We start from the raw sequence: 25800 nt of genomic DNA, 5'->3' as shown, positions 1-25800 counted from the left end.
TACGCGCGCCTGAATAATTGAGAGAACGTATGAAAAAGTCAGCCAGCTCGTCGCCTTTCCACGCCCGCAATCGCCATCAGGGCGAATACGATTTTGCCGCGTTAACCGCTGCCCATCCGCCGCTGAAAGCCAAAGTCCGGCCCAATGGTTATGGCGTGCAGTCCGTGGATTTCGCGGACCCGGAGGCGGTGATGCTGCTGAACCAGGCGCTGATCAAACTATTTTACGACATCGACTGGCAGCTGGCTCCCGGCTCACTCTGCCCGCCCGTGCCGGGACGCGCCGATTATCTGCACTACCTTGCCGATCTGCTGGCGCTGGATAACAACGGCGTGATCCCGACGGCGGACGTTCTGGATGTCGGCTGCGGTGCAAACTGCATCTATCCGCTGATTGGCGCGGCAGAATATGGCTGGCGCTTTACCGGCACCGAAGTCGATGAAGCCGCCATCAAAGCTGCTAACCGTATTGTTGCAGCCAATCCGCGCCTGACGCGCCAGATCCGTCTGCGTCGTCAGAAAAACAGCGATGCAGTGCTGGCTGGTGTAGTCAGTAAAACTGAATTTTTCAGTGCAGTAATGTGTAATCCGCCGTTCCACGCGTCGGCGGAAGAAGCGGTATCGGGATCGCAGCGTAAGGTCCGCAATCTCGGACTGGATAAGAGTGCGCCGCTCAACTTTGGCGGCCAGCACAATGAGCTGTGGTATCCCGGTGGCGAAAAGGGCTTTATCGGCAAGATGATCGCCGAGAGCGTGGCGTTTAGTCGTCAGATCGGCTGGTTTACCTCGCTGGTGTCGCGCAAAGAGAACTTACCGGCGCTGGAAAAACAGCTGCAGGCGCTCGACGTGGCGGAGATGCGGGTGGTTAATATGGCGCAGGGTCAGAAGCAGAGCCGTTTCCTGGCGTGGAGTTTTATGCCTGCCGCCCAGCGCACTAAACTGCTGAGTCGCCTGGGGAACTGAGGTGTCGCTTTACATGGTAACAGGTGTATCTGTGGGCGAAGAGTAAAATAGAACGGGCCGCGATGCGGCCCGTTTTGATTGTTGACAACGCCCGACTCGGTGGAGGTAAGACCGAGCTGGCACAGGGAACCCGGTCAGATCGGAAAGACGCAAAGGCTGTCATCCATGACACGCTCGGCCCGCGCCGTCCCTGGCGCGGGACGCTTTCCTCTTCTGACCGGGTTCCCTGTGCTTCGGGTTTATTCGTTGTGCTGCCAGATTTACCCTGGTTTGGATTGTCATCAGTTTTAACGGGCCGCTTAGCGGCCCATTTTGATCAGGAGACGTGCTGCAGGAATTCGCGCAGACGCTCGCTCGGTGGGTTGCTGATCAGGCTGTCGGGATCGCCATCTTCCGCAATCCGGCCTTTATCGATAAAGATCAGCCGTGAGGCCACCTTCTGTGCGAAGCCCACTTCGTGCGTCACAATCACCATCGTCATGCCTTCTTCCGCCAGATCCTGCATCACCTTCAGCACTTCGTGACGCAGTTCCGGGTCGAGCGCTGAGGTTGGCTCATCAAACAGCATCATTTTCGGCTTAACTGCCAGTGCACGGGCAATCGCCACGCGCTGCTGCTGACCGCCGGAAAGCTCAGACGGAAAGTGGTGCGCGCGCTCGGCGAGGCCCACTTTGCCCAGCAGCTCACGCGCCAGCTGGCGTGCCGCCTCTTTGCTGGCACCGCGCACCCGGATAGGACCAAAGGCGACGTTATCCAGCGCACTCATCTGTGGAAACAGATGAAACTGCTGAAACACCATGCCCGCTTCCTGACGAATCAGGCGGTCATCGACTTTCGGGTCATTGACGCGCAGGCCATCGACAATCAGTTCGCCACTGGTGATCTCTTCCAGCTTGTTAATGCAGCGCAGCAGGGTTGATTTACCGGAACCGGATGGGCCGATAATCACCACCACTTCGCCCTGGTTAATCTTCAGGTCAATATTGTGCAGCACCTGGGTCTGGCCAAAATGCTTGGAGACATCTTTAAATTCAATCACAGGATTTTCACCCTTTTCTCAATGCGGCGCAGCACAAAGCTCAACACCAGCGTAATAACCAGATAGATAATCGCGACGGCGCTCCAGATTTCCAGCGCGCGGAAGTTACCGGCAATAATCTCCTGACCCTGACGGGTCAGTTCAGCCACACCAATAACGATAAACAGCGAAGTATCTTTGATGCTGACAATCCACTGGTTGCCCAGCGGTGGCAGCATGCGGCGCAGCGCCAGCGGCATAATCACGTAGCGCAGCGTCTCGCGGCTCGACAGGCCAAGCGCCAGTCCGGCTTCGCGGAAGCCCTTGTTGATCGACAGCACGGCACCACGGGTAATCTCGGCAATGTAAGCGCCGGAGTTAATCATGATGGTCACCACCGCCGCGCTGAAGGGATCAATGCGCAGGTCGGGGAACGCCATCGGCAAAGCAAAATAGATAAACATCACCTGCACCACGATAGGGGTGCCGCGAATGATTTCGATAAACACCAGTGCGATGTTATTGGTGATCCAGCCACCGTAAGCGCGGGCAAAGCCCGCTACCAGGCCGATGAAGAGGCCGCCAACCAGTCCAATAATTGAGATAATTAAGGTCAGTTTAGCGCCTTCAAGCAGCGCTGGCATGGCGGGCCAGATGACGCTCCAGTCAAACTCCATGGTGTCACTCCAGATATGTTGCGATGGAAAAAAGCAGGGAAAAAGTTTCCCTGCTGAAATCAGATAACGGTCAAATTATTATTTAGGTTCGGTGCCGAACCATTTTTTATAGAGCGTGTTGTAGGTGCCGTTCTCTTTCAGGGTTTTCAGTGCGCCGTTTACTTTTTCACGTAAATCGTCGCTGCCTTTCGGGAAGGCGATACCATACTGCTGCGCTTCAATTGAATCGCCTACCGCTTTAAAGCGGCCTTTACCGGCGGTATGGATGAAGTAAAGGATGTTAGGCGTGTCATGCAGCACGGCGTCCGCACGGTTGGTGCCCAGCTCCATATAGGCGCTGTCGATATTCGGGAACTGACGCAGATCTTTGGATTTGATGTTGGCTTTCGCATATTCCACGGAGCCGGTGCCGCTTTTCACTGCGACCACTTTACCGTTCAGATCGCTGATGCCTTTGATGTCGTTTTCATTGTTACGCACCATCACCTGCAGACCGCTTTTGTAATAGCCGTCAGAGAACTCAATCGCTTTTTTACGTTCCTCGGTAATGGTGATACCCGCCAGTGCCAGATCGACATTGCGCGTTTGCAGTGCAGGGATAATGCCGCTGAAGTCCATTGGCTTCAGGGTGTAATCGAGCTTCAGCTCTTTCGCAATGGCATCCCACAGATCCACATCGAAGCCGACATATTTATCACCCTGTTTAAATTCAAACGGAACAAAGGCGGTATCCGTGGCGACGACCAGCTTTTTGTCTGCTGCAGTGGAAGAGAGAGAGAAGGCCAGCGCCAGCGCGGCCACAGAAACTTTTAACAGTGACTTCATCATTTTTCCTTTTTTTACTACCAGGCGGCAGGGCCTGCGTTTGCGGCTTGTCATATGAAAGAATTATGCCAACTTTGCAAAATCTGCGAAATCAGAGAGTTAAATAACATAGCTGACACGATTTTGCAGTTAATTCTGCCATTGCACCAGTTTGGCGCTCAGTTTTGGTGCAGGTGGCTGTTTTGGTGCAAGCGGTAGTGTGCCTCAGATGTTAAGGCTGTGAAGCGGAGGAGGGAAGAACTGTTAACAGGGTCATAAAAATGCGGTAACACAGACGTAAAAAAGGCGGGTTTCCCCGCCTGACAGACTGCATTGAGTCTTATTCGATGTTCGCTTCGATAAACCACAGGAATTTATCAAGGTCACGTGATGCCGCAGTGAAGATGTCAGCGGTATCTTCGTCTTTCACTTCAGTGATTGCTTTACGGGTGTCATTCGCGACAACGCTGTAACGGTCTGCCAGCGCTTTCAGATGATCCTGAACGCTGTGAATATTCAGCGGATAGCTCTTCAGCGGAGTCGTATCGTTAACGACCTGCGTGGTGCCCAGCGCCACGCCACCCAGCTGAACCACACGCTCGGCAATAGTATCCTGATGATCGGTAATCGCGGTGCGGAAGCCGTCCAGCATCTCATGCACACCGATAAAATTAGCACCGCGCATGTTCCAGTGCGCCTGCTTAGTGATCAATGACAGGTCAATAAACTCGACTACCAGACGGTTTAACACCGCGATGGTGGCTTTTTTATCGTCTTCGGCCACATCATTGCGGGTATAAATCAGGTCAGAAGATTTAGTTTTAACCAATTTAGCGGTACTCATCGTTTCAGTCCTCTCTTTGATGGTTGTCCTAATCAAGTACCGCATAAGTATAGCAGCGCTTTTCAGCTTTGCAGAAACGACTTTGTCGATGGATGAAATAGCGTGTGTCTTTACTCAAAGCAGAGCTGGGCTAAGAAGGTTAATGCCATGTTAAAATATAAAATAAAATAAATAGCTATTTAAATCATGTTGTTATTCTATTATGTAAATAACTGGTAAGTGTCTGTTTCAAAATAGGCAACTCAGGAAGGAGCGAAGATTAGGAATAATTCTCATGATGAGCATGATTATTATTTAGCCCCGCCTGCAGGCGGGGCGGATAGCGTTTATTTTTGGATATCGTCTGATAATTCAACGCTGTTTAACTGACTCTTTTTCGGCCGCATGGTCAGCGTTGAACCTGCCGAGGCGATGATGATCGCCAGCAGCGCCAGCCACTGAAGCCCGGTCAGGGTTTCCCCCAGAAACAGCATGCCGGAAAAGGCAGCCATGGCGGGTTCCAGACTCATCAGCGTGCCGAAGATGCGCGCCGGTAAGCGGGTGAGGGCGATCATCTCCAGCGAATAGGGGATGGCGCTGGAGAGCAGGGCAACCAGCAACGCGATCGGCATAACGGCCCATGTCCAGATGCCACTTTCTGCGAACGTCAGCCCCAGCGGTACAAAAATCACTGAGGCAATCAGCGACCCGATAGCCACTGTCGCCGGGCCATGTTTTGCGCCTGCCCGCTGTCCCGCCAGGATATAGATCGCCCAGCAGGCGCCTGCACTCACTGCCAGCGCAGCGCCCAGCGGATCAATCGCAGTCATGCCTGTGCCAAAAGGCAGCAGGAACCATAGACCAATCACGGCCAGCAGCACCCAGACAAAATCCAGTGGCCGGCGCGATCCGAATAGCGCCAGCGCCAGTGGGCCGGTAAATTCCAGTCCCACCGCCACACCCAGCGGCACGGTACGAATCGCCAGATAGAACGTGAAATTCATTGTGCCCAGCGCCAGTCCATACATCAGGAGTGGCAGACGTTGTTCCCGGCTAAAGCGTAAACGCCAGGGTTTGAAGATAATACAGAGTATCAGGGTGCCAAAGCCCAGACGCAGCGCGGTGATGCCGGTAGCGCCAACGGCAGGAAACAGGCTTTTCGCCAGCGAAGCACCGCCCTGAAGCGACAGCATCGCAATCAGCAGCACGGCAATCGGCATCACTATCGGGGCAAGGTTTTTAGAAGCGGGAGAGGCAGACATCCTGTGTACTTTTCCTGGTCATCAACGTAATGAGACAGCCAGTGTAAAGGAAATAGCAGGCAAAAAATCACGGAATGGGGTTTTAAATTTCTCTCAACTGAGCGATTTTTGGCCAGAATCAGGGCCATTTAGGTAAAGAAATGTCAGGTTTTTTTAGGATTTAACTTAAAGAACGAAATGAGCACAAAATGATTATTGCAGAAAGATGACGGATTTTATAAGAAAAATGAATGACATAGGTTGTCGCATTAACTTCCTGTTACACCAAACATTCTGTTAGACAACAAAATCCGGGCAGAGTTTCTCGCTATTTTTTGTTATATTTTCAGCGTTGTCAGGAGAGAAGTATTTTCACATTTGAGGTGGTTATGAAAAAAATTGCATGTCTTTCAGCATTAGCCTGTGTACTGGCAGTATCTGCAGGTTCAGCAATGGCACAGAGCACCGTAACTGGTGGCTATGCTCAGAGCGACTATCAGGGCGTAGCTAACAAAGCTAACGGCTTCAACCTGAAATACCGCTACGAAGACGGTTCTAACCCACTGGGTTGGATCGGTTCATTCACCTACACAGAAAAAGATAACACCGATTCTGGCATTTATAACAAAGGCCAGTACTACGGTGTGACCGGTGGTCCTGCTTTCCGTCTGAACGACTGGGCAAGCATCTACGGTGTTGTGGGTATCGGCTACGGTAAATTCCAGCAGAACGATACTTCATCACGCGATAAAACTGATTCAAGCGACGTAGGTTTCTCTTACGGCGCAGGTCTGCAGTTTAACCCAGTTCAGGACTTCGCAGTTGACGTTGGTTACGAGCAGAGCCGTATCCGTAACGTTGACGTTGGCACCTGGATTGCTGGCGTAGGTTACAGCTTCTAAGTTTAGCTTAGCTGACCTGCAAAAAAGCGGCCCCTTGTGGGCCGTTTTTTATTGTGCTGATTTACTCACCCTTCTCTCGTATCTGCACGTTTCCCGACTTTTCCGGATCGCTGTAGCCGATCAGCAGCCATGCTGGTTGAAGCCGCAGGTCATATTGATTCGATGGGGAAACAGGAAAAAGAGAGAGCAGAAAGGGAGAGTGCGCCTCTCAGCCAGCGGCTGAAAGGCATAGAATCAGGATTAGCCGCGCCAGATGAGATTCTCACAGCGACGATCGTCAGACTTATGGCCCAGCAGTTTTTCCAGCAACATCAGACGCAGTGTGAACGGTGAACGCGTCAGCAGGCACAGCCAGGATTTCATCTCCGTGGTTGTTTTCTTCTCAGCCTGGAAGCATTTACTGCAATCTAAGCAACATTTCAGGGTGCTCATAGAATCACCTCCCAATCATTGTCGACGCGGTAGTCAGCAGCCTGCGGTGAGAGGCGTCATCATCACCGGAGCAACAGAGGATCACCAGGGATCGCTCTTTTGCTGCTTACATTATCGTCAAATATAGCACTGGCTATATCCTTTAGCCAAGGCTAATGACGAAAAATTTGAGCTTCTTTGCGGCTGGTTTACAATGAGCGCAGCTAAATCCGTACAGCAGTGACAGTACGGGAAAAAATAATGAGGAAGCTGAATGAGTCGTCGTGCTAAAAGCGTGGTTTCTGCGCCAAAAGGACCACTGAAAGATATTGAAGAGCATGTCGAAGGTTTTCGGCAGGTGCGTGAAGCGCATCGTCGGGAATTAATTGATGACTACGTTGAGTTAATCTCTGATTTGATTGGTGAATTTGGCGAAGCGCGTCAGGTTGATATGGCGGCCCGCCTGGGCGTTTCACAACCGACCGTAGCGAAAATGCTGAAGCGGCTTGGCAGTGCCGGGCTGGTTGAACAGGTGCCTTACCGCGGTGTCTTTCTGACTGGTGAAGGAGAGAAACTGGCAGAGGAGAGTCGCGCCCGTCATCACATTGTTGAAAGTTTTCTGCTGGCGTTAGGCATCAGTCCCGAAACTGCCCGACGTGATTCAGAAGGTATTGAGCATCACGTCAGTGATGAAACGCTGGCCGTATTTAAGAAATTCTCCGAAACCCGCTAACGCTAAGGCGTACCTTCATCATGCCTCAACTGCTTCGATCTTTTTTGCATGACTCTGTTTTGCATTTATTAATCGTGATTGGTGTAGTTCTGGCATTTCTGGCGGATTTTCGCTGGGCCGATCTGCCCGGTGCCGTAGACTGGCATACCATTATTACGCTCACCGGGTTGTTGATCCTGACCAAAGGGCTGGAAACCAGTGGCTACTTTGACGTGCTGGGGGGACGACTGATTGCGCGTTTCCGGCACGAACGTGCGCTGGCGCTGTTTATGGTGCTGGCTGCCGCGTTGCTCTCTACGTTTCTGACCAATGATGTGGCGCTGTTTATTCTGGTGCCGCTGACGCTGACGCTGCGAAAGTTCTCTCACTTACCCATCTCGCGACTGATCATCTTCGAAGCGCTGGCGGTCAACGCCGGATCCCTGCTGACGCCGGTCGGCAACCCGCAAAACATTCTGCTGTGGAGCCACGGCAAATTAAGCGTTGTCGCGTTTATTATGCAGATGCTGCCGCTGGCCGCCTGGCTGCTGCTTAGCCTGATGGTATTAACCTGGTTCAGCTTCTCAAAGCGGTCGATTGATAAGCATGACAACCCGGAACAGCCGCAGTGGCAGAAGCCGCTGTTTATTGTCAGCGTGGTGCTATACCTGCTGTTTATCGCCGGCCTGGAGCTGGAAATCACCGGTTGGGTCCTGCTGCTGATTCTTGCCACGTTCCTGGTGATGGCGCGTCCGGTGCTGCTGCGCATCGACTGGAGCCTGCTGGCGGTGTTTATCGCCATGTTTATTGACGTCTTCCTGATGACGCGTCTGCCGGTGATGCAGGCTCACTTTGATGCGGTTTCTCATTTCGGTCAGGGGCAGCTCTACCTGCTGGCGATTGGTCTGTCACAGGTGATCAGCAACGTTCCGGCGACGATTCTGCTGCTGCAAAAAGTCCCGCCTGGCGATGTGCTGGCCTGGGCGGTCAATATTGGCGGATTCGGCCTGCTGCCGGGTTCGCTCGCTAACCTTATTGCCCTGCGTATGGCGAAAGATCGGGCCGTCTGGTGGCATTTCCATCTCTTTTCTCTCCCTCTGCTTGCCTGGTCGATGGCCAGCGGTTGGCTGCTGTTGCGGCTGCTTAATTAGGCCCGACGCATCCTGCTACCCGCCACAGGTGGCAGGATGTGCGCCATTTCTCAAGTTTCGTAAAGTTGCGCTGGATTTTGTCAGTTTCCGATATAAGGTTAACAGGACCTTTATGCCCGGGAATTAGGGCCTTAGCCAGTGATGGGAACTATGAGCGAGAATAACCAACGCGATCCACACCAGCAGGACGCAGAAAATGCGACGGATAAAAACCGTCAGTCAGAGGAAAATCAGGACAACGACCAGCAGCCTGAGCGTAAACGCCCCGGTAAAAAGCCGCTGATTATTCTGGCGGTAGTGGTGGTGATTATGCTGATTGTCGGCTTCTGGTTCTGGTTCACTACCCGCAATATTGAAACCACCGACGACGCCTTTACCGAAGGCGATGCCGTTACCATTGCGCCTAAAGCCTCCGGCTATGTCGTGAAGCTGCTGGTGAAAGATAACCAGCGGGTGAAGAAGGGCGATCTGCTGGTGGAGATCGATCCCAGCGACAATCGTGCCCAGCGTGAGCAGGCTAATGCGCAGCTCGGTTTAGCTGTCGCACAGCTGCATCAGGCGCAGGCTCAACTGGCGCTGTCAAAGGTACAGTATCCGGCACAGCGCGATCAGGCGCTGGCGGATCAGGCGAAAGCCGAAGCGAATCTGCTTAATGCGCAGGCGGATTATCGTCGCCAGCGCGGCGTCGATCCGCGTGCGACCAGTCAGCGTAATATCGACAGCGCGTCCGCGCAGTTACGTTCGGCGCAGGCGCAGTTACAAAGCGCGAAAGCACAGGTTGAAGTGGCGTCACAGGTTGCTCTGCAGATTCGCCAGCAGGAGACCAATGTTGAAGCGCGTCAGCAACAGGTTGAGCAGGCTAAGGCGCAGTTAAGCACGGCCGATCTTAATCTCTCCTATACCCAGGTTCGCGCGCCCTATGACGGGTTTGTCACCAAGCGTAACGTTCAGCTGGGCACACTGGTGCAGGCGGGATCGTCGCTGTTTTCACTGGTCTCGCCTGAGATCTGGGTCACCGCTAACTTCAAAGAGTCTCAGCTGCAACACATGAATCCTGGCGACAAAGTTGAAATCAGCGTCGATGCCTGGCCGGATATGAAGCTGGAAGGGCATGTCGACAGTATTCAGATGGGCTCTGGTTCACGCTTCTCGACTTTCCCGTCAGAAAACGCCACCGGTAACTATGTGAAAATCGTTCAGCGCGTACCGGTGAAAATCGTCATCGACAAGGGCCTTGATCCGAACCATCCTCTGCCGCTGGGTCTCTCTGTTGAACCGAAGGTAACGGTGGAATGAGTACGGCGCAGAGCTGGAAACCCGCCAGTAATCCGTGGTTAGTGGCGATCACGGTCACGCTGGCGGTGTTTATGGAGATCCTCGACACCACCATTGTTAACGTGGCGCTGCCGCATATCGCCGGTTCGCTCTCCTCCAGTTACGATGAGTCAACCTGGGTGCTGACCTCCTATCTGGTGGCGAACGGCATTGTGCTGCCTATCTCTGCGTTCTTCAGCCGACTGTTTGGCCGTAAACAGTTTTTCCTGATCTGCATCGTGATGTTTACCATCTGCTCCTTCCTGTGCGGCATCGCTACCGAACTGTGGCAAATCATTCTGTTCCGCGTGCTGCAGGGCTTTTTTGGTGGCGGATTGCAGCCGGTTCAGCAGTCTGTGCTGCTGGACTACTTCAAAGCGGAAGATCGCGGCAAGGCATTTGGGCTCTCCTCCATTGCCATTATTGTCGCGCCGGTGATTGGTCCGACATTAGGTGGCTGGATTACCGACAACTACAGCTGGCGCTGGGTGTTCTTTATCAACATTCCGGTCGGCGTGCTTACCGTGCTGGCGATCTATCAGCTGCTGGAAGATCCACCGTGGGAGCGTAAGTGGGCCAAAGGTAAACTGAAGATCGACTATATCGGTATCAGCCTGATTACCTTAGGACTGGGTTGTCTGCAGGTGATGCTGGATCGCGGAGAGGATGAGGACTGGTTTGCCTCGCACTTTATCGTGCTGTTCGCCATTCTGGCGCTGATTGGCATCGTCGGTGCCATCTACTGGCTGATGTATGCCCGTAAGCCAGTGGTCGATATTCTGGTGATGAAAGACCGCAACTTCTGGGTCGCCGGGCTGTTGATGGCGGGGATGGCGATGATTCTGTATGGCAGCTCCGTAGTGCTGCCACAGCTGGCGCAGCAGGATCTGGGGTACACCGCCACCTGGTCAGGTCTGGTGTTGTCGCCTGGCGCGGTGCTGATTGTGCTGACCATACCGCTGGTGCTGAAACTGATGCCAATCGTTCAGACGCGCTACATCATTGCCTTTGGCTTTAGCTGTCTGGCCGTGGCGTTTCTCTACTCCGCCACCTTAACGCCCAACGTTGATTTCACCACTTTGGTGTTGATGCGCAGCGCACAGTCAATCGGGCTGGGTTTCCTGTTTGTCCCGCTGACGACTATCGCTTTTGTCACCATTCCGCAGCGGCTTAATGCTGACGCCTCGGCGCTGTTTACCATGTTCCGTAACGTTGCCGGATCGATTGGGATTTCACTCTCGACCGCTGCCATTACCGAGCGCGAACAGGTGCGGTCAGCGCACATGGTGCATAACATGACGCCGCTGAATGAGCCGTTCAACATTACGCTTCAGCACTGGGCGCAGGCGATACGCGACTTTACCTCGGCGGTGGGCGATCCCGTCACGCTGGCAACCGGTCAGCTCTATCAGGAGATGATTGCGCAGTCGCGTATCCTCGCTTACATCGATGTCTTCTCAGGCCTGAGTATTGTCGCCCTGATTTTGATTCCATTTTGTTGGCTGCTGTCGCCGATTAAGAGCGAAGGCAGTGCAGGAGCACACTAACATGAAGGTTTTTTACTCTCATCGCCTGAAACCCCTGAGTTTACTGCTGGCCCTCGGGCTGGCGGGCTGCGCCGTCGGACCTGACTATCAGGCGCCGAAACCTGCCGTGCCGGGTGGCTACAACACCCTGGATTCGCAGGAGGCGTCAAAGCCACAAAACGCCGCGATTAATTCACGCTGGTGGCGCAGCTTCAATGATCCGCAGCTCGACAGTCTGATTGAGCGCGCGATTGCGGGCAACCTGAGCCTGCAGCAGACGGTGCTGCGCATTGCCGGGGCACGTGAACAGCTGACGCAGGCGCAGGGCAGCCTGTTCCCCACCCTGGGCGGTTCAGCCAAAGTGACGCGTCAGCAGCTCGGGCTGGAAGGCTTGCTGAAATCCAATGGCGCAACCGATCAGCTCGACAGCAACGTGGCCAGCCAGCTCAATGGATTGACCCAGCCGGTTAACCTCTATCAGGGCAGCTTCGATGCCAGCTGGGAGCTGGATCTGTGGGGCAAAGTGCGCCGTCAGGTTGAGGCAGCCAATGCCCAGCAGCAGGCAGCGATAGAACAGCGCAACGATGCGCTGGTCTCACTGGAGGCCGAAGTGGCGCGTGCCTGGCTGCAGCTGCGCGGCGCGCAGAGCACGATTCAGACGCTGCAACAGCAGATTGAGGTGGCGCAGCAGACGACCGAGCTGACCCAAAGCCAGCAGCGTAATGGCCTGGCCCCGCTGACCGATGTGGAAAATGCGCGTGCCCAGCTCAGCACGCTGCAGGCGCAGCTGCCGCAGTATCAGTCGCAGGCACGGCAGGCGATGAATGGGTTAGCGGTGCTGCTCGGCAAGACACCGGGGGCGCTGGATGCTGAACTCAGTACGCCAAAAGCGTTACCCCCGCTGCCACAGTTTGTCCCGGTAGGCATTCCTTCTACGCTGGCACGTCGTCGTCCTGATATTCGTCAGGCTGAAGCGACGCTGCATGCACAAACCGCTGAGATTGGGGTTTCTGTCGCGCAGCTTTTCCCGAGCCTGTCCCTAACCGGCCAGCTGGGCGTGCGCAACACCGATGTCAGCTATCTGGATAACTGGAGCAGCCATTTCTACAGTTATGGCCCGTCGTTATCGATTCCGATTTTCCAGGGCGGACAGCTGGTGTCGAGCGTGAAGTTAGCGCGGGCACAGCAGGCCAGTGCCGCGCTGGATTATCGCCAGACGGTGCTGACGGCGTTGCAGGATGTGGAGAATGCGCTGGTCAGCTATCGCGCCGATCAGCAGCGGGTCACCGCGCTGGATGAGACAACCGGTGCGCTTCAGCGCGCGTTTGATCTCGCCAGCGACAGTTATCGCCAGGGGCTCTCGACCTTCCTGGAGGTGCTGGATGCGCAGCGTCAGCTGGCTCAGGCAGAGGAGCAGGCGACACAGGCGCGGATGCAGAGTGCACTCGATTTAGTGGCGCTCTATAAAGCGCTGGGCGGCGGCTGGGAGACTTACCAGAACGTGGATATGCCGCAATATCCGGTATTTGGCCCGGCCACGCAGGCGAATTAGTCATCCGGCGGTAGCTGCCTCTGCGCAGTTACCGCTTTATCTCTCCTCCGGCAGCGTTAAACCGATGCTGCCTTTCTCTCCATGTTGTTCATCATGATCTAACTCGTTGATAAAGAGAGCTTCTCAGCATCACTGGAACGGGTGCAGCCAGCAGAAAATAAAACAGTGGTAATCGCAGGGTTATTATCAGCGTCTCCGGCGAGCGATTAATTTTATGTTGCAGGCACTTTTCGGATTCAGGTTTTTGAGCTCTGTCACCTTTCTCAGTTTATTTCTTTGACGCTTTTTTAAGGCAACTTACGACTGAACGAGTGGGGGCGCGTGAGGCTATTCAGTCAGCCTGAGCCGGGCGGAACTGTTATTGCGCAGCTAAGCGATCTGCGAATAATCCGACTCTGCTATAAATCGCAGCGGCAAAAATGGTTAACAGGTGGCAAAGGGCATAATTAAAAAAGCCACCAGAGCGTTAATTCTTTTGCGCTATTTAACGGTGCCGGGGGTGGCTTTTTAAGCATAATCTGTAAGCTGGTGTGACTGGGGTCACGGGCAGGCACATTTTTAATCTGTTATCTCCGGCCCGTAAGCGTAAATAATGAGGCTGCATGGCCCGCATTTAGTAGATAGCGTTAACTGCCTTCTGCCGGGATAATCTGCCTGAAATCGTTTTCAACTCCTGAGTAAAAGTGCCATTTGTTGTTAATTCAGCGTTAATAAAAGGTCAGGCTCGCCCGATTTTAATAGCCCTGTTTCGGCCGAATTAATACTTAGGAATTATCTGTAGCGTAAAAATAATTTATTTTTTTATTTGAATTAGGTAGTCTTGGCGCTACAGTTTTATTAACCCCCCTTAATCAAGGACATTGTGATGAGTGACGCATTTAAGGTACTGAACAATATTCGCACATTACGTGCCCAGGCTCGTGAACTGCCACTGACGGATCTTGAAGAGATCCTGGAAAAATTAACGGTTGTTGTTACTGAGCGCCGTGAAGAAGCAGAAGCGGAAGAGACGCAGAATCGCGAAAAAGAAGAAAAGCTTTCTAAATATCGCGAAATGCTGCTGGCTGACGGCATCGATCCTAATGAATTATTAGGTGCACTGGAAAGCGGAAAAAAACGTACCAAGCGTGCGCCGCGTCCGGCTAAATATTCTTACACCGACGAAAATGGTGAGCAGAAATCCTGGACTGGCCAGGGCCGTACCCCGGCAGCGATTAAAAAAGCGCTGGATTCCGGTAAAAGCCTGGACAGTTTCCTGATCGATTGATCGACACAATCCTTGTAAGTGGGAGCCGGGGGGCCATTATGGCCTTCCGGCTTTTTTATTTCTGCCGGGATATCAATCACCCCGCAAGGAATCCACGGCTGACGCTGGCGTGCGCTGCGTCACATCTGGCATAATAGCCGCCGTTTTTTCATCCATTCTCTTCACAAAGGTCAATGCCGTGTTAGTTAGCAGCAATATCACCATGCAGTTTGGCAGCAAGCCACTGTTCGAAAATATCTCCGTTAAATTTGGCGGCGGTAATCGTTACGGTTTAATCGGTGCGAACGGCAGCGGAAAATCCACCTTCATGAAGATTTTGGGTGGCGATCTGGTGCCTTCAGGCGGCAATGTTTCTTACGATCCCAACGAGCGCATCGGTAAGTTGCGTCAGGATCAGTTCGCCTTTGAACAATTTAGCGTACTGGACACCGTTATCATGGGTCACCATGAGTTATGGGAAGTGAAGCAGGAGCGCGACCGTATTTATTCTTTGCCAGAAATGAGCGAAGAAGAGGGGTATAAAGTCGGCGATCTTGAGGCACTTTACGGTGAGATGGACGGCTATAGCGCGGAGTCTCGTGCCGGTGAGTTATTACTCGGCGTCGGCATTCCGGTTGAGCAGCATTATGGCCCGATGAGCGAAATTGCGCCGGGCTTTAAATTACGTGTGCTGCTGGCGCAGGCGCTGTTTTCTAATCCTGATATTCTGTTACTCGACGAACCGACGAACAACCTGGACATCGATACTATTCGCTGGCTGGAGCAGGTGCTGAACGAGCGTGACAGCACCATGATTATCATTTCGCATGACCGTCACTTCCTTAATATGGTCTGTACGCACATGGCTGATTTGGATTATGGCGAGCTGCGGGTTTATTCCGGTAATTATGACGAATATATGACCGCGGCGACCCAGGCGCGTGAACGTCTGTTATCCGATAACGCCAAGAAAAAAGCGCAGATTGCTGACTTACAATCGTTCGTCAGTCGTTTTAGCGCCAACGCCTCTAAATCGCGTCAGGCGACATCACGCGCTAAGCAGATGGATAAAATTAAACTGGATGAAGTGAAAGCCTCCAGCCGCCAGAACCCGTTTATCCGCTTTGAGCAGGACAAGAAGTTGTTCCGTAATGCGCTGGAAGTGGAAGGTTTGACCAAAGGATTTGATAACGGTCCGCTGTTTAAGAATTTAAATCTGCTGCTGGAAGTGGGTGAGAAGCTGGCGGTGATCGGTGCCAACGGTATCGGTAAATCAACACTGTTAAAATCGCTGGTGGGTCAGCTGACGCCAGATAACGGCAGCGTTAAATGGTCAGAGAATGCACGTATTGGTTATTACGCTCAGGATCACGCCGATGATTTTGCCAATGACCTGACGGTATTTGACTGGATGAGTCAGTGGAAACAGCCTGGCGATGATGAGCAGACCATTCGCGGTATTCTGGGTCGCCTGCTGTTTTCGCAGGATGATATTAAGAAGCCGGCCAAAGTGCTTTCCGGTGGAGAGAAGGGTCGTATGCTGTTCGGTAAGCTGATGATGGAAAAACCGAACATTCTGATTATGGATGAGCCGACCAACCACCTCGATATGGAGTCGATTGAATCGCTCAATATGGCGCTGGAGATGTATGAAGGCACGCTGGTGTTTGTTTCACACGACCGTGAATTTGTCAGCTCGCTGGCAACCCGCGTGATAGAGCTGAAAGCAGATCGCGTGGTGGACTTCACCGGTAATTACGAAGATTACCTGCGGAGTCAGGGTATCGTCTGATTGAAACGGGGTGGCGCAGGTCACCCCGTTTTTTTTGTGCTGATGATTGGTTTTGTTATTTTTGATGCTGTTGGGTCTGTTGGTTGAGCACGGGCTTCAGGGAGCATACGCCTTTCGCAAAGACGCAAAAGCGCCATCCATGGCGGCTCAGCGCGGGCCATCCGTGGCCCGCGATGCTTTGCTACAGGCGTATGCTCCCTTCGCTTTAAGTTTTGAGCTGTCAGTGAACGTATACCCGCTGACGTTAAGCCCCGTCTCCACACACTTCACAATGCGCATCCTGCGCCACCTTCATGCTGCGGAACTCCGCGCTCATCGCATCGTACATCAGCAACCGGCTGGTGGCGGGCGTGCCAAATGCCGTTAGCACTTTAATCGCTTCCATCGCCTGCATCGCACCAATCACGCCAACCAGCGGAGCCATGACGCCCGCTTCCACGCAACTCAGGGTTTGTTCCCCAAACAGGCGGCTGATGCAACGATAGCAGGGTGTGCCGGGCTGCCAGTTGAATACACTGATCTGACCTTCCATCCGAATCGCGGCGCCGGAGACCAGTGGCACCCGCTGCTGACGACAGAGCCGGTTAAGCTGCTCACGCACTGCAACGTTGTCGGTGCAGTCAAGTACCACCTGCTGCCGGGCGATCAGCGCCAGCAGCGCTGCATCGTCCAGCTGTCCATTGACCGGATGCAACTGACAGTGCGGATTGATGGCGGCCAGGCTTTGTGCGGCGGAGACCACTTTGGCACGACCAATATCAGCATCGTGATGCAGGATCTGCCGTTGCAGGTTAGAGTGCGACACGGTATCGAAGTCGAGCAGCGTCAGGCTGCCGACACCGGCAGCCGCCAGGTAGGGCGCAGCGGCGCAGCCGAGTCCGCCCAGCCCCACGACCAGCGCGTGACTTGCTTTCAGCCGCTCCTGACCGTCGAAATCAAAGCCGCGCAATACAATCTGCCGGTTATAGCGCAGCATCTCCTCATCGCTTAATTCAGGCAGCATTTACGCCTCCAGCAGGGCGTTGAACGGTTCCACCTCGACCCATTCGCCCGGTTCAACATTGCCGCGATCCCGTTCCAGCACAATAAAACAGTTTGCCTGGGCGAAGGAGCTGAAGACGTGCGAACCCTGCATCCCGGTGGTTTCCACCTCCAGTTCACCCTGTGCGTTCTGTCGCAGGATGCCGCGCTGAAAATCGAGCCGGCCTGGTGACTTTTTAAGCTGCGAGGCGCAGCGCACTTTCTGACGTGGCGGCAATGCTGATTTTTGCTGACCGGTGAGGGTGGCAAGCAGCGGCTGAACGAGCTGATAAAAGGTCACGGCGGCGGAGACCGGATTCCCTGGCAGGCCGCAGAACCAGCTGCTGTTGAGGCGGCCAAAAGCAAATGGCTTGCCAGGCTTGATCGCCAGCTTCCAGAAGCTGATGGCACCAAGCTCTTCCAGCATCGTTTTGGTGAAGTCCGCTTCGCCCACCGAGACGCCGCCGGTAGTAATCACGACATCCGCCTGCCGATCGGCCTCGGTGAAAGCAGCACGCAGTGCGGCCGGGTCATCTTTGATAATGCCAAGGTCGATGACTTCGCAACCCAGCTTATGGAGCATCAGCGATACCGCAAAGCGGTTGGTGTCGTAGATCTGGCCTTCGGCCAGCGGCTCGCCTACCGGCTGGAGTTCATCACCGGTGGAGAAGATAGCGACCCGCAGTTTTCGCAGCACGCTGACCTGCGCGATACCCAGTGAGGCGAGCAGTGGCAGCTCCGCGGCACCCAGACGCGTTCCCGCTTCCAGCACCACGGTGCCTGGCTGAATATCATCGCCGATGAGACGAATGTTCTGTCCGGGACGGACCGGCGCGGTGACCATAATCGCATCACCCTGTGTTTCGGTCTGCTCCTGCATCACTACTGCTTCACAGCCTGCGGGCACCGGCGCACCGGTCATGATGCGAATCACGCTGCCCTGCGGCCACTCACCGCTAAACGGTGCGCCGGCAAAGGCTTTACCCGCCACTGGCAGCGGCTGACCGCTGCTGGCGTCTGCCAGCCTGACGGCGTAGCCATCCATCGCAGAGTTATCAAATGGCGGCACGGCAATCGGTGAGGTCACCGCTTTGGCGGTGATACGCCCGACCGCTTCGGCCAGCGGCACGCTAAGAGAGTCGGTGACGGGCGTCAGCTGTGACAGCATTTTTTGTTGTGCCTCCTCAAGGGAGATCAAGCCTGCAGTAAAACTTTCCATGGATATTCCAGCCTGGTTATCTCAGATGCTGCCTATTATGGTGGGAATTAGCCGCTGAGTCACATCGGTGTCGGCCTGACTTGCCTGTTGTTGTGGCCAAAGTGAAATATGGCGGTAAGAAAAGGTTATAACCACAGGAACAGTTTCCGCTTTACAACACTTAGCAGGCTTTCTATAGTCAAAAATCACCAAAAATGGGTGAAAACCATTTTAAATCAGTGTTTTTCGTCCTGATGCAACCACAGGGTAGATCGTTATGGTCAATGCAGTGATCGCCATTCATGGAGGCGCCGGTGCCATTACGCGCTCAGCAATGAGCGCCGAAAAAGAGCAACTCTATCGTCAGGCGCTACACGATATTGTCACTCAGGGCCAGCAGATACTGGCTCAGGGCGGCAGCGCACTCGATGTGGTGACCGAAGCGGTGCGGCTGCTGGAAGAGTGCCCGCTGTTCAACGCCGGTAAAGGCGCGGTATTTACCCATCAGGGCACCCATGAACTCGATGCCTGCATCATGGATGGCCGCACGCTGGGTGCAGGGGCGGTCGCGGGCGTAACGCGGGTACGGAATCCGGTGCTGGCGGCACGTGCCGTGCTGGAACATAGCGAGCATGTCCTGTTTATCGGCGAGGGCGCAGAGCAGTTTGCTGAGGCGCACGGGCTGGAAATGGTCACGCCTGATTACTTCTCGACCCCGGAACGCTGGGAGCAGTTGCAGCGCGCGCTGAACAGCGATACGGCAGTGCTGGACCATGATGGAGCCGCGCACAGCGATGACCCGCTCGACCCGGACCGTAAGTTTGGTACGGTGGGGGCCGTCGCGCTGGATCTTGAGGGCAACCTCGCGGCCGCCACGTCAACGGGCGGTATGACCAACAAGCAGGCCGGGCGGGTCGGCGACTCGCCGCTGCCGGGCGCAGGCTGCTACGCCAGCAACGACAGCGTGGCGGTCTCCTGTACCGGCACCGGAGAAGTCTTTATGCGGACGCTGGCGGCTTATGATGTGGCAGCCCAGATGCGCTATGCAGGGCGATCACTTCAGCAGGCCACGGTTAATGTCATTCATGACAGTGTGCTGGAGCTGGGCGGCAGCGGGGGGCTGATTGCCGTCGACCGCGCAGGCAACGTAGCGCTGCCGTTCAACAGCGAAGGGATGTATCGCGGTGTGGCGCGGGTTGGCGAAGTGGCAGACGTCGCTATCTATCGCGAAAGTTAAGGAGCAGAGATGAGCGACAGGCAAACGTTACCGCCGCTGGCCCCTGAGCAGGTCCTGGCGGTGCGCGATCTCAATGTGCGTTTTCAGCACGAAACCACCGTCACTGACGCGGTGCGGCATTTGTCACTCGATCTGTTTCGCGGCGAAACGCTGGCGCTGGTGGGGGAGTCAGGCTCGGGGAAATCAGTGACCTCGCTGGCGCTGATGCGGCTGATTGAGCAGGCTGGCGGGAGGGTCAGCGGCGAGGTGCTGTTGCGGCGTCGCAACGGCGACGTGCTGGATCTGATGCGCGCCTCAAAAGGTCAGATGCGGCGGGTGCGCGGTGCGGATATGGCGATGATCTTTCAGGAGCCGATGACCTCGCTGAATCCGGTCTTCTCCGTGGGCGAGCAGATCGCGGAATCCATCCGTCTGCATCAGGGTCTGAGCCACGCTGGCGCGCTGGCCGAAGCGCGCCGGATGCTGGATCTGGTACGAATCCCGGATGCGCAAAATGTATTATCCCGCTTCCCGCATCAGCTGTCGGGCGGGATGCGCCAGCGCGTGATGATCGCCATGGCGCTCTGCTGCAAACCGGCCCTGCTGATTGCCGATGAGCCGACCACCGCGCTCGACGTCACCATTCAGGCGCAGATTCTGCAACTCATCCGCGTGCTGCAAAAAGAGATGCAGATGGGGGTGATTTTTATCACTCACGATATGGGCGTGGTCGCCGAAATGGCCGATCGGGTTCAGGTGATGTATCGCGGCGAAGTAGTAGAAAATGCCCCGGTAGCCAGGCTGTTCAGCGCACCGCAGCAGCCCTATACCCAGGCACTGCTGGCGGCAGTGCCAAAGCTCGGTTCGATGCAGGGCCAGCCTCTGCCGGCCAAATTTCCGTTGCTGCACAGCGATGCCGTTGATGACGTACCGCAGGATACGGTTCGCCGCCTGCAGCCACCCATTTTGCAGGTGCGCGATCTGGTCACCCGCTTTGATATTCGCGGCGGCCTGCTGAACCGCGTCAAAAGCCGGGTGCATGCCGTCGAAAAAGTCAGTTTTGATCTCTATGCCGGTGAGACACTGGCGCTGGTGGGCGAGTCTGGCTGTGGTAAATCGACCACCGGGCGTTCGCTGCTGAAGCTGGTTGCCAGTCAGGGTGGCACCCTGACCTTTGACGGACAGCGGATAGACCATTTGTCGGGTGCCGCGCTGGCCCATCTGCGACGCGATATTCAGTTTATCTTTCAGGATCCCTACGCCTCGCTCGATCCCCGGCTGACGGTTGGCTTCTCCATTATGGAGCCGCTGCTGGTTCACAAGGCGATGCCGCGTCGCGAGGCGGAGCAGCGCGTCGCCTGGCTGCTGGATAAAGTGGGTCTGCTGCCGGAACATGCTCAGCGCTATCCCCATGAATTTTCCGGCGGCCAGCGTCAGCGCATCTGTATAGCCCGCGCGCTGGCGCTGAATCCCAAAGTGGTGATCGCTGATGAGTCCGTCTCGGCGCTGGATGTGTCAATTCAGGCGCAGATTATTAATCTGATGCTCGACCTGCAGCGCGAGTTTGGCATTGCCTTCCTGTTTATTTCTCACGATATGGCGGTGGTGGAGCGTATCAGCCACCGCGTGGCGGTGATGTATCTCGGTCAGATTGTCGAGATGGGGCCGCGTCAGGCGGTGTTTGAGCAGCCTCAGCACCCTTACACCCGAAAACTCATGGCAGCGGTGCCGGTAGCCGATCCGGCTCACCGGCGTCGCGAACGAGCCTTACTGGTCGATGAGATCCCCAGCCCGATTCATGCGTTAGGGGATGAACCTGAAGTGGCGCCGCTGATGGAGGTGGCTCCGGGCCATTTCGTCGCCCGCCACGTTATCAGTGCGACCTGAACAGTGACGATGTCGCCCCGGCGACCAACCCGACAGGGATTACAGGAGAACAAGATGCAGATTACGATGCGTAAAGGGTTACTGGCGGCTGGCGTGTTAAGCAGCGCAATGGCATTGCCCGCCTGGGCAGCACAGGATGCGGTGATTGCCGTCGCGTCCAACTTCACCACTCTCGATCCCTATGACGCCAACGACACGCTGTCGCAGGCGGTCGCGAAATCCTTCTATCAGGGCCTGTTTGGCTTTGATAAAGAGATGAAGCTCACCAACGTGCTGGCTGAGAGCTATCAGGCCAGCGCCGACGGCCTGACCTACACCATTAAGTTACGTTCCGGAGTTAAATTCCAGGATGGCACTGACTTCAATGCGGAAGCGGTAAAGGTCAACCTCGATCGCGCCAGCAACCCGGATAACCATCTCAAGCGCTACAACCTGTTTAAACATATCGCCAGCACCGAAGTGGTGGATCCGACTACGGTAAAAGTAACGCTGAAAGAGCCGTTCTCCGCCTTTATCAACATTCTGGCCCATCCGGCGGCGGCGATGATTTCGCCCACCGCGCTGAAAAAATATGGCAAAGAGATCGGTTTCCATCCGGTAGGAACCGGCCCGTTTGTGTTTGAAACCTGGAACCAGACCGATTTTGTGAAGGTGAAGAAGTGGGACGGCTACTGGAAGCCGGGTTATCCGAAGCTGGACAGCATTACCTGGCGACCGGTGGTGGATAACAACACCCGCGCGGCGATGCTGCAGACCGGCGAAGCGAACTTTGCTTTCCCGGTGCCCTATGAGCAGGCAAAACTGCTGGAGAAGAACAGCAAGCTTGCGGTGGTAACGACGCCATCGATTATGCAGCGTTACATCAGCCTTAACGTCACTCAGAAGCCGTTCGACAATCCGAAGGTACGTGAAGCGCTGGAGTATGCCATCAACCGTCAGGCGCTGGCGAAAGTGGCGTTCTCCGGTTACGCCACGCCTGCTACCGGCATCGTGCCGCCCACCATCGACTTCGCTCAGACCTATCCGGCCATCAGCTACGATCCGGCCAAAGCGAAAGCCCTGCTGAAAGAGGCGGGTTACCCGAACGGGTTTGAAACCACGCTCTGGTCGTCACACAACCACAGCACCGCGCAGAAAGTGTTGCAGTTCACCCAGCAGCAGCTGGCGCAGGTTGGCGTGAAAGTTAAAGTTACGGCGATGGATGCGGGTCAGCGTGCCGCTGAAGTAGAAGGCAAGGGCCAGAAAGAGAGCGGCGTGCGCATGTTCTACACCGGCTGGTCCGCCTCCACCGGCGAAGCGGACTGGGCACTGACGCCACTGTTTGCTACTACGGCCTGGCCACCGGCGATCTTCAATACCGCGTTTTACAGCAATCCTAAGGTCGATAAAGATCTGGCAGATGCGCTGAAAACCACCGATCGTGCTGAGAAAGCGCGTCTCTACAAAGATGCGCAGGATACCATCTGGCAGGATCACCCATGGATCCCACTGGTGGTTGAGCAGCTGGTTTCTGCCAACAGCAAAAACCTCAGCGGTTTTTATGTGATGCCCGATACCTCATTCAATTTCGATGAGGCAACTCTGAAGTAACGGAGCCGGCCAGCCCGCGAGGCTGGCCGCAGCTGCAGGATGTTGCATGTTTAACTATTTTCTCAAACGACTCTTTGGGCTGATCCCCACGCTGCTGATTGTGGCGGTGCTGGTGTTCCTGTTTGTTCACCTGCTGCCGGGCGACCCGGCGCGTCTGATCGCCGGGCCGGAAGCCGATGCTTCGGTGGTGGCGCTGGTGCGTCAGGAGCTGGGACTCGACCTGCCGCTGCCGCAGCAGTTCTGGCACTTTATGCTGAATGCGCTGCAGGGCGATTTCGGCCAGTCGATGGTCTCGAAGCGGCCGGTCGCGGAGGAGATCGCCTCACGCTTTATGCCGACCCTGTGGCTGACGCTGGTCAGCATGATCTGGGCCGTGATTTTTGGCATGGCAATCGGCATCGTTTCCGCTGTCTGGCGCAATCGCTGGCCCGATCGGCTGGGGATGACGCTGGCGGTGTCGGGCATTTCGTTTCCCGCCTTTGCACTGGGCATGCTGCTGATGCAGGTCTTCTCGGTGGAGCTGGGATGGCTGCCAACCGTCGGGGCAGAGAGCTGGAAACATTACATTCTGCCCTCCATCACCCTGGGTGCGGCGGTGGCGGCGGTGATGGCGCGCTTTACCCGTGCCTCGTTCGTGGAGGTGATGCAGGAAGATTATATGCGGACCGCCCGGGCCAAAGGGGTGCGCGAGTCGCTGGTGGTGGTCAAGCATGGCCTGCGCAACGCCATGATCCCGGTGGTGACGATGATGGGGCTGCAGTTTGGTTTCCTGCTGGGCGGATCGATCGTGGTCGAGGTGGTGTTTAACTGGCCGGGCCTGGGGCGACTGCTGGTCGATTCCGTGGCGATGCGCGACTACCCGGTTATTCAGGCGGAAGTTTTGCTGTTTTCACTGGAGTTTATTCTGATCAACCTGTTTGTCGACATGCTCTATGCGGTGATTAATCCCGCTATTCGCTTTAAGGAGTCGCGATGAAAAACTGGCGACGCGAAGCGGCACTGAAAACGATGCCGCTGATTGCGGAGAATCGGGTGCGAACGCCGTGGCGTGAATTCTGGCGGCGTTTCAGAGGACAGCCGGTGGCGCTGCTGGCCGGGCTGTTTGTGCTGATACTGATTGTGCTGGCGGTTATCGCCCCATGGATTGCGCCGTTCGACGCAGAGAACTACTTCGATTATGACCGGCTCAATGACGGCCCCTCGCTGATGCATCTGTTTGGCGTCGATTCGCTGGGGCGTGACATTTTTAGTCGGGTGCTGGTCGGCACGCGGATTTCCCTGATTGCGGGCTTCTTTTCGGTAGTGATCGGCGCGCTGATCGGTACATTCTTTGGTCTGTTAGCCGGCTATTACGAAGGCTGGTGGGACCGCATCACCATGCGTATCTGCGATGTGCTGTTTGCCTTTCCCGGCATTCTGCTGGCGATTGCGGTGGTGGCGATTATGGGCAGCGGCATGAGTAATGTGATTGTGGCGGTCGCTATCTTCAGTATCCCGGCTTTTGCCCGGCTGGTTCGCGGCAATACGCTGGTTCTGAAGCATCAGACCTATATTGAGTCGGCACGCAGCATCGGCGCTTCTGACTGGACTATCCTGATGCGGCATATCCTGCCCGGCACGGTATCGCCGATTGTGGTCTATTTCACCATGCGGGTCGGTACCTCAATCATTACCGCGGCCAGCCTGTCATTTCTGGGGCTGGGCGCACAACCGCCTACGCCGGAGTGGGGGGCGATGCTGAATGAGGCGCGGGCCGACATGGTTATCGCGCCTCACGTGGCAATTTTCCCCAGCCTGGCCATCTTCCTCACCGTTCTGGCATTTAATTTACTCGGAGACGGGCTGCGCGACGCACTTGATCCTAAACTAAAGAGATGAAACCTTTCGATTATGATCAGGACTTCAGCACTATCGACTTCCGCCAGCACCCCGAGCTTTATCAGGTCGGGCGTGGTGAGCAGGGTGTGCTGATGGTCGAGCCTTATAAAGGCGAAATACTGCCACACTGGCGTTTTCGTACCGTTCCCATTGCTGAAGAGTCGGCTGAGAAAATCATGGCGCTGTTTGAGGAGTATCGGCGCAAAGATGATTTTGTCGGCATGGATATGGCGCGCAAATTTATTCAGATGGGGTATACCCGTGCGCGCCGTTACAGCAACCATAAGGGCGGACGTAAATATGACGCAGATGGCAAGGAGCTGCCGCGCGGCGTCAACGAGGAAAAAGCCGCGGCGGCGGCTGTTTTCAAAGGCTACTGGGACAAACTTCGTGCAGATGAAGACTATCTGCGACGTAAAAAAGCGCATCAGCAGCAGTATGGCTAAGCGTTAATCCTGCTCTCCCGGCAGCCGCTAACCCCTGCCGGGGTTGTTTTAATGAACCCGTCCTGCTCTCTCTTATCCCTCATTCCTTGTCTGCAACGGTTCTGCTGCAGCGCCCGTGCTGCCAGATGCGCAACCGTTTCCCCATGCCCTAAAACGCCATAGCCCGCCACGCTTGCCAGATAAAGTCAGACAGCAGCAGAAGAGAAACCTTTTCTGCTGGCGAGCCGGGGGCGTAAAGTAGTGAAAAAACGCGTAAAAGCCGATCCACAGCACAGGCAAAAAAACGGGCGGTTCAAACCGTGCTTTTTCCAATAACTTCCCGTGCTATAAAAAGAAATTGGCTGCGGAGCCTCTGACTGATGAACAAGCGAAACGCTGACAGTGGCCGCTGTTTAGAGCATCCGGTAAAAGGCGGGTTGATATTCACTTGTTTT

General features: G+C 55.2%; 23 protein-coding genes. 15 read left to right on the top strand and 8 right to left on the bottom strand.

The window, feature by feature from the left end; translation table 11 throughout:
• The first annotated feature begins 29 nt into the window (after nucleotides 1–29).
• The gene (gene rlmF / locus OK409_RS08375) at nucleotides 30–962 is read left to right on the top strand and encodes a 23S rRNA (adenine(1618)-N(6))-methyltransferase RlmF (protein WP_187492951.1); all 933 of its coding nucleotides are present in this window, start codon (nucleotides 30–32) and stop codon (nucleotides 960–962) included.
• A 316-nt stretch (nucleotides 963–1278) separates the two neighbouring features.
• Here rlmF and glnQ read toward each other — a convergent pair whose 3' ends face one another.
• From glnQ to rhtA, 5 genes are all read right to left on the bottom strand, one after another.
• A complete protein-coding gene (gene glnQ, locus OK409_RS08370) occupies nucleotides 1279–2001 on the bottom strand; it encodes a glutamine ABC transporter ATP-binding protein GlnQ (protein ID WP_010254327.1) in 723 nt (240 codons plus the stop codon).
• Nucleotides 1998–2657 (bottom strand): glutamine ABC transporter permease GlnP, encoded by a 660-nt coding sequence (glnP, locus tag OK409_RS08365; RefSeq protein WP_022625976.1) that lies wholly within the window; start codon nucleotides 2655–2657, stop codon nucleotides 1998–2000. The genes glnQ and glnP overlap by 4 nt, the downstream gene beginning before the upstream one ends.
• A gap of 78 nt (nucleotides 2658–2735) precedes the next feature.
• Nucleotides 2736–3482 carry a glutamine ABC transporter substrate-binding protein GlnH gene (glnH, locus tag OK409_RS08360; protein WP_010254333.1) on the bottom strand — a complete coding sequence of 249 codons (747 nt, stop codon included), beginning with the start codon at nucleotides 3480–3482 and terminating at the stop codon, nucleotides 2736–2738.
• Nucleotides 3483–3801: 319 nt separating this feature from the next.
• Nucleotides 3802–4305 carry a DNA starvation/stationary phase protection protein Dps gene (dps, locus tag OK409_RS08355; protein WP_010254336.1) on the bottom strand — a complete coding sequence of 168 codons (504 nt, stop codon included), beginning with the start codon at nucleotides 4303–4305 and terminating at the stop codon, nucleotides 3802–3804.
• Nucleotides 4306–4631: 326 nt separating this feature from the next.
• Nucleotides 4632–5546: a threonine/homoserine exporter RhtA gene (rhtA, locus tag OK409_RS08350; RefSeq protein ID WP_264366967.1), complete on the bottom strand. Its 915-nt coding sequence runs from the start codon at nucleotides 5544–5546 to the stop codon at nucleotides 4632–4634.
• A 368-nt stretch (nucleotides 5547–5914) separates the two neighbouring features.
• Between rhtA and ompX the strand changes: the two genes are divergently transcribed.
• On the top strand, nucleotides 5915–6427 hold the full coding sequence (ompX, locus tag OK409_RS08345) for an outer membrane protein OmpX (protein ID WP_010254344.1): 513 nt from the start codon (nucleotides 5915–5917) through the stop codon (nucleotides 6425–6427).
• A gap of 240 nt (nucleotides 6428–6667) precedes the next feature.
• Here the strand turns inward: ompX and OK409_RS08340 are convergent, their stop codons facing one another.
• Nucleotides 6668–6859, bottom strand: a complete 192-nt coding sequence (locus tag OK409_RS08340) for a hypothetical protein (RefSeq protein ID WP_122458979.1) — start codon at nucleotides 6857–6859, stop codon at nucleotides 6668–6670.
• Nucleotides 6860–7112: 253 nt separating this feature from the next.
• Between OK409_RS08340 and mntR the strand changes: the two genes are divergently transcribed.
• The 7 genes from mntR (at nucleotide 7113) to OK409_RS08305 (ending at nucleotide 16131) form a co-directional block, all read left to right on the top strand.
• Complete coding sequence (gene mntR, locus OK409_RS08335) at nucleotides 7113–7571, top strand: manganese-binding transcriptional regulator MntR (protein ID WP_010254350.1); 459 nt, start codon at nucleotides 7113–7115, stop codon at nucleotides 7569–7571.
• Nucleotides 7572–7591: 20 nt separating this feature from the next.
• On the top strand, nucleotides 7592–8701 hold the full coding sequence (locus OK409_RS08330; RefSeq protein WP_264366966.1) for an SLC13 family permease: 1110 nt from the start codon (nucleotides 7592–7594) through the stop codon (nucleotides 8699–8701).
• Between the two features lie 150 nt (nucleotides 8702–8851).
• Nucleotides 8852–9997 carry an HlyD family secretion protein gene (locus tag OK409_RS08325; protein ID WP_010254357.1) on the top strand — a complete coding sequence of 382 codons (1146 nt, stop codon included), beginning with the start codon at nucleotides 8852–8854 and terminating at the stop codon, nucleotides 9995–9997.
• Complete coding sequence (locus OK409_RS08320; RefSeq protein ID WP_010254360.1) at nucleotides 9994–11562, top strand: DHA2 family efflux MFS transporter permease subunit; 1569 nt, start codon at nucleotides 9994–9996, stop codon at nucleotides 11560–11562. The genes OK409_RS08325 and OK409_RS08320 overlap by 4 nt, the downstream gene beginning before the upstream one ends.
• A gap of 1 nt (nucleotide 11563) precedes the next feature.
• The gene (locus OK409_RS08315; protein WP_010254363.1) at nucleotides 11564–13093 is read left to right on the top strand and encodes an efflux transporter outer membrane subunit; all 1530 of its coding nucleotides are present in this window, start codon (nucleotides 11564–11566) and stop codon (nucleotides 13091–13093) included.
• Nucleotides 13094–13958: 865 nt separating this feature from the next.
• Entirely contained in the window at nucleotides 13959–14360 is a 402-nt protein-coding gene (locus OK409_RS08310) for an H-NS family nucleoid-associated regulatory protein (protein WP_003850507.1), read from the top strand.
• Nucleotides 14361–14538: 178 nt separating this feature from the next.
• Nucleotides 14539–16131: an ABC-F family ATPase gene (locus tag OK409_RS08305; protein ID WP_010254366.1), complete on the top strand. Its 1593-nt coding sequence runs from the start codon at nucleotides 14539–14541 to the stop codon at nucleotides 16129–16131.
• Nucleotides 16132–16375: 244 nt separating this feature from the next.
• Here the strand turns inward: OK409_RS08305 and moeB are convergent, their stop codons facing one another.
• Together moeB and moeA are read right to left on the bottom strand one after the other, a co-directional pair.
• Nucleotides 16376–17134 (bottom strand): molybdopterin-synthase adenylyltransferase MoeB, encoded by a 759-nt coding sequence (gene moeB, locus OK409_RS08300; protein WP_264366965.1) that lies wholly within the window; start codon nucleotides 17132–17134, stop codon nucleotides 16376–16378.
• The gene (gene moeA / locus OK409_RS08295) at nucleotides 17135–18370 is read right to left on the bottom strand and encodes a molybdopterin molybdotransferase MoeA (protein WP_264366964.1); all 1236 of its coding nucleotides are present in this window, start codon (nucleotides 18368–18370) and stop codon (nucleotides 17135–17137) included.
• Nucleotides 18371–18626: 256 nt separating this feature from the next.
• Between moeA and OK409_RS08290 the strand changes: the two genes are divergently transcribed.
• From OK409_RS08290 to OK409_RS08265, 6 genes are read left to right on the top strand one after another with little or no spacing between them, the layout of a single operon-like run.
• The gene (locus OK409_RS08290; RefSeq protein ID WP_264366963.1) at nucleotides 18627–19586 is read left to right on the top strand and encodes an isoaspartyl peptidase/L-asparaginase family protein; all 960 of its coding nucleotides are present in this window, start codon (nucleotides 18627–18629) and stop codon (nucleotides 19584–19586) included.
• A gap of 9 nt (nucleotides 19587–19595) precedes the next feature.
• Nucleotides 19596–21452, top strand: a complete 1857-nt coding sequence (locus tag OK409_RS08285; RefSeq protein ID WP_010254373.1) for a dipeptide ABC transporter ATP-binding protein — start codon at nucleotides 19596–19598, stop codon at nucleotides 21450–21452.
• A gap of 54 nt (nucleotides 21453–21506) precedes the next feature.
• A complete protein-coding gene (gsiB, locus tag OK409_RS08280) occupies nucleotides 21507–23042 on the top strand; it encodes a glutathione ABC transporter substrate-binding protein GsiB (RefSeq protein ID WP_010669736.1) in 1536 nt (511 codons plus the stop codon).
• A gap of 46 nt (nucleotides 23043–23088) precedes the next feature.
• Nucleotides 23089–24018: a glutathione ABC transporter permease GsiC gene (gene gsiC, locus OK409_RS08275; RefSeq protein ID WP_010254376.1), complete on the top strand. Its 930-nt coding sequence runs from the start codon at nucleotides 23089–23091 to the stop codon at nucleotides 24016–24018.
• Nucleotides 24015–24920: a glutathione ABC transporter permease GsiD gene (gene gsiD, locus OK409_RS08270; protein WP_163798170.1), complete on the top strand. Its 906-nt coding sequence runs from the start codon at nucleotides 24015–24017 to the stop codon at nucleotides 24918–24920. The genes gsiC and gsiD overlap by 4 nt, the downstream gene beginning before the upstream one ends.
• Nucleotides 24917–25366 carry a DUF4385 domain-containing protein gene (locus tag OK409_RS08265; RefSeq protein ID WP_010254385.1) on the top strand — a complete coding sequence of 150 codons (450 nt, stop codon included), beginning with the start codon at nucleotides 24917–24919 and terminating at the stop codon, nucleotides 25364–25366. The genes gsiD and OK409_RS08265 overlap by 4 nt, the downstream gene beginning before the upstream one ends.
• Nucleotides 25367–25800: the final 434 nt, after the last annotated feature.

The organism is Pantoea sp. RG18, assembly GCF_025910075.1.
Lineage (GTDB): Bacteria > Pseudomonadota > Gammaproteobacteria > Enterobacterales > Enterobacteriaceae > Pantoea > Pantoea agglomerans.
The sequence above is the reverse complement of the archived record's forward strand: the minus strand, read 5'-3'. Positions and strand labels throughout refer to the sequence as shown.

Coding starts and splice junctions, on each gene's coding strand:
- gsiB (WP_010669736.1), top strand. CDS start 21,507: ATGCAGATTACGATGCGTAAAGGGTTACTGGCGGCTGGCGTGTTAAGC.
- rlmF (WP_187492951.1), top strand. CDS start 30: ATGAAAAAGTCAGCCAGCTCGTCGCCTTTCCACGCCCGCAATCGCCAT.
- OK409_RS08320 (WP_010254360.1), top strand. CDS start 9,994: ATGAGTACGGCGCAGAGCTGGAAACCCGCCAGTAATCCGTGGTTAGTG.
- moeB (WP_264366965.1), bottom strand. CDS start 17,134: ATGCTGCCTGAATTAAGCGATGAGGAGATGCTGCGCTATAACCGGCAG.
- gsiC (WP_010254376.1), top strand. CDS start 23,089: ATGTTTAACTATTTTCTCAAACGACTCTTTGGGCTGATCCCCACGCTG.
- rhtA (WP_264366967.1), bottom strand. CDS start 5,546: ATGTCTGCCTCTCCCGCTTCTAAAAACCTTGCCCCGATAGTGATGCCG.
- glnH (WP_010254333.1), bottom strand. CDS start 3,482: ATGAAGTCACTGTTAAAAGTTTCTGTGGCCGCGCTGGCGCTGGCCTTC.
- OK409_RS08265 (WP_010254385.1), top strand. CDS start 24,917: ATGAAACCTTTCGATTATGATCAGGACTTCAGCACTATCGACTTCCGC.
- OK409_RS08315 (WP_010254363.1), top strand. CDS start 11,564: ATGAAGGTTTTTTACTCTCATCGCCTGAAACCCCTGAGTTTACTGCTG.
- moeA (WP_264366964.1), bottom strand. CDS start 18,370: ATGGAAAGTTTTACTGCAGGCTTGATCTCCCTTGAGGAGGCACAACAA.
- mntR (WP_010254350.1), top strand. CDS start 7,113: ATGAGTCGTCGTGCTAAAAGCGTGGTTTCTGCGCCAAAAGGACCACTG.
- OK409_RS08330 (WP_264366966.1), top strand. CDS start 7,592: ATGCCTCAACTGCTTCGATCTTTTTTGCATGACTCTGTTTTGCATTTA.
- OK409_RS08325 (WP_010254357.1), top strand. CDS start 8,852: ATGAGCGAGAATAACCAACGCGATCCACACCAGCAGGACGCAGAAAAT.
- gsiD (WP_163798170.1), top strand. CDS start 24,015: ATGAAAAACTGGCGACGCGAAGCGGCACTGAAAACGATGCCGCTGATT.
- dps (WP_010254336.1), bottom strand. CDS start 4,305: ATGAGTACCGCTAAATTGGTTAAAACTAAATCTTCTGACCTGATTTAT.
- OK409_RS08340 (WP_122458979.1), bottom strand. CDS start 6,859: ATGAGCACCCTGAAATGTTGCTTAGATTGCAGTAAATGCTTCCAGGCT.
- ompX (WP_010254344.1), top strand. CDS start 5,915: ATGAAAAAAATTGCATGTCTTTCAGCATTAGCCTGTGTACTGGCAGTA.
- glnP (WP_022625976.1), bottom strand. CDS start 2,657: ATGGAGTTTGACTGGAGCGTCATCTGGCCCGCCATGCCAGCGCTGCTT.
- OK409_RS08310 (WP_003850507.1), top strand. CDS start 13,959: ATGAGTGACGCATTTAAGGTACTGAACAATATTCGCACATTACGTGCC.
- OK409_RS08290 (WP_264366963.1), top strand. CDS start 18,627: ATGGTCAATGCAGTGATCGCCATTCATGGAGGCGCCGGTGCCATTACG.
- OK409_RS08285 (WP_010254373.1), top strand. CDS start 19,596: ATGAGCGACAGGCAAACGTTACCGCCGCTGGCCCCTGAGCAGGTCCTG.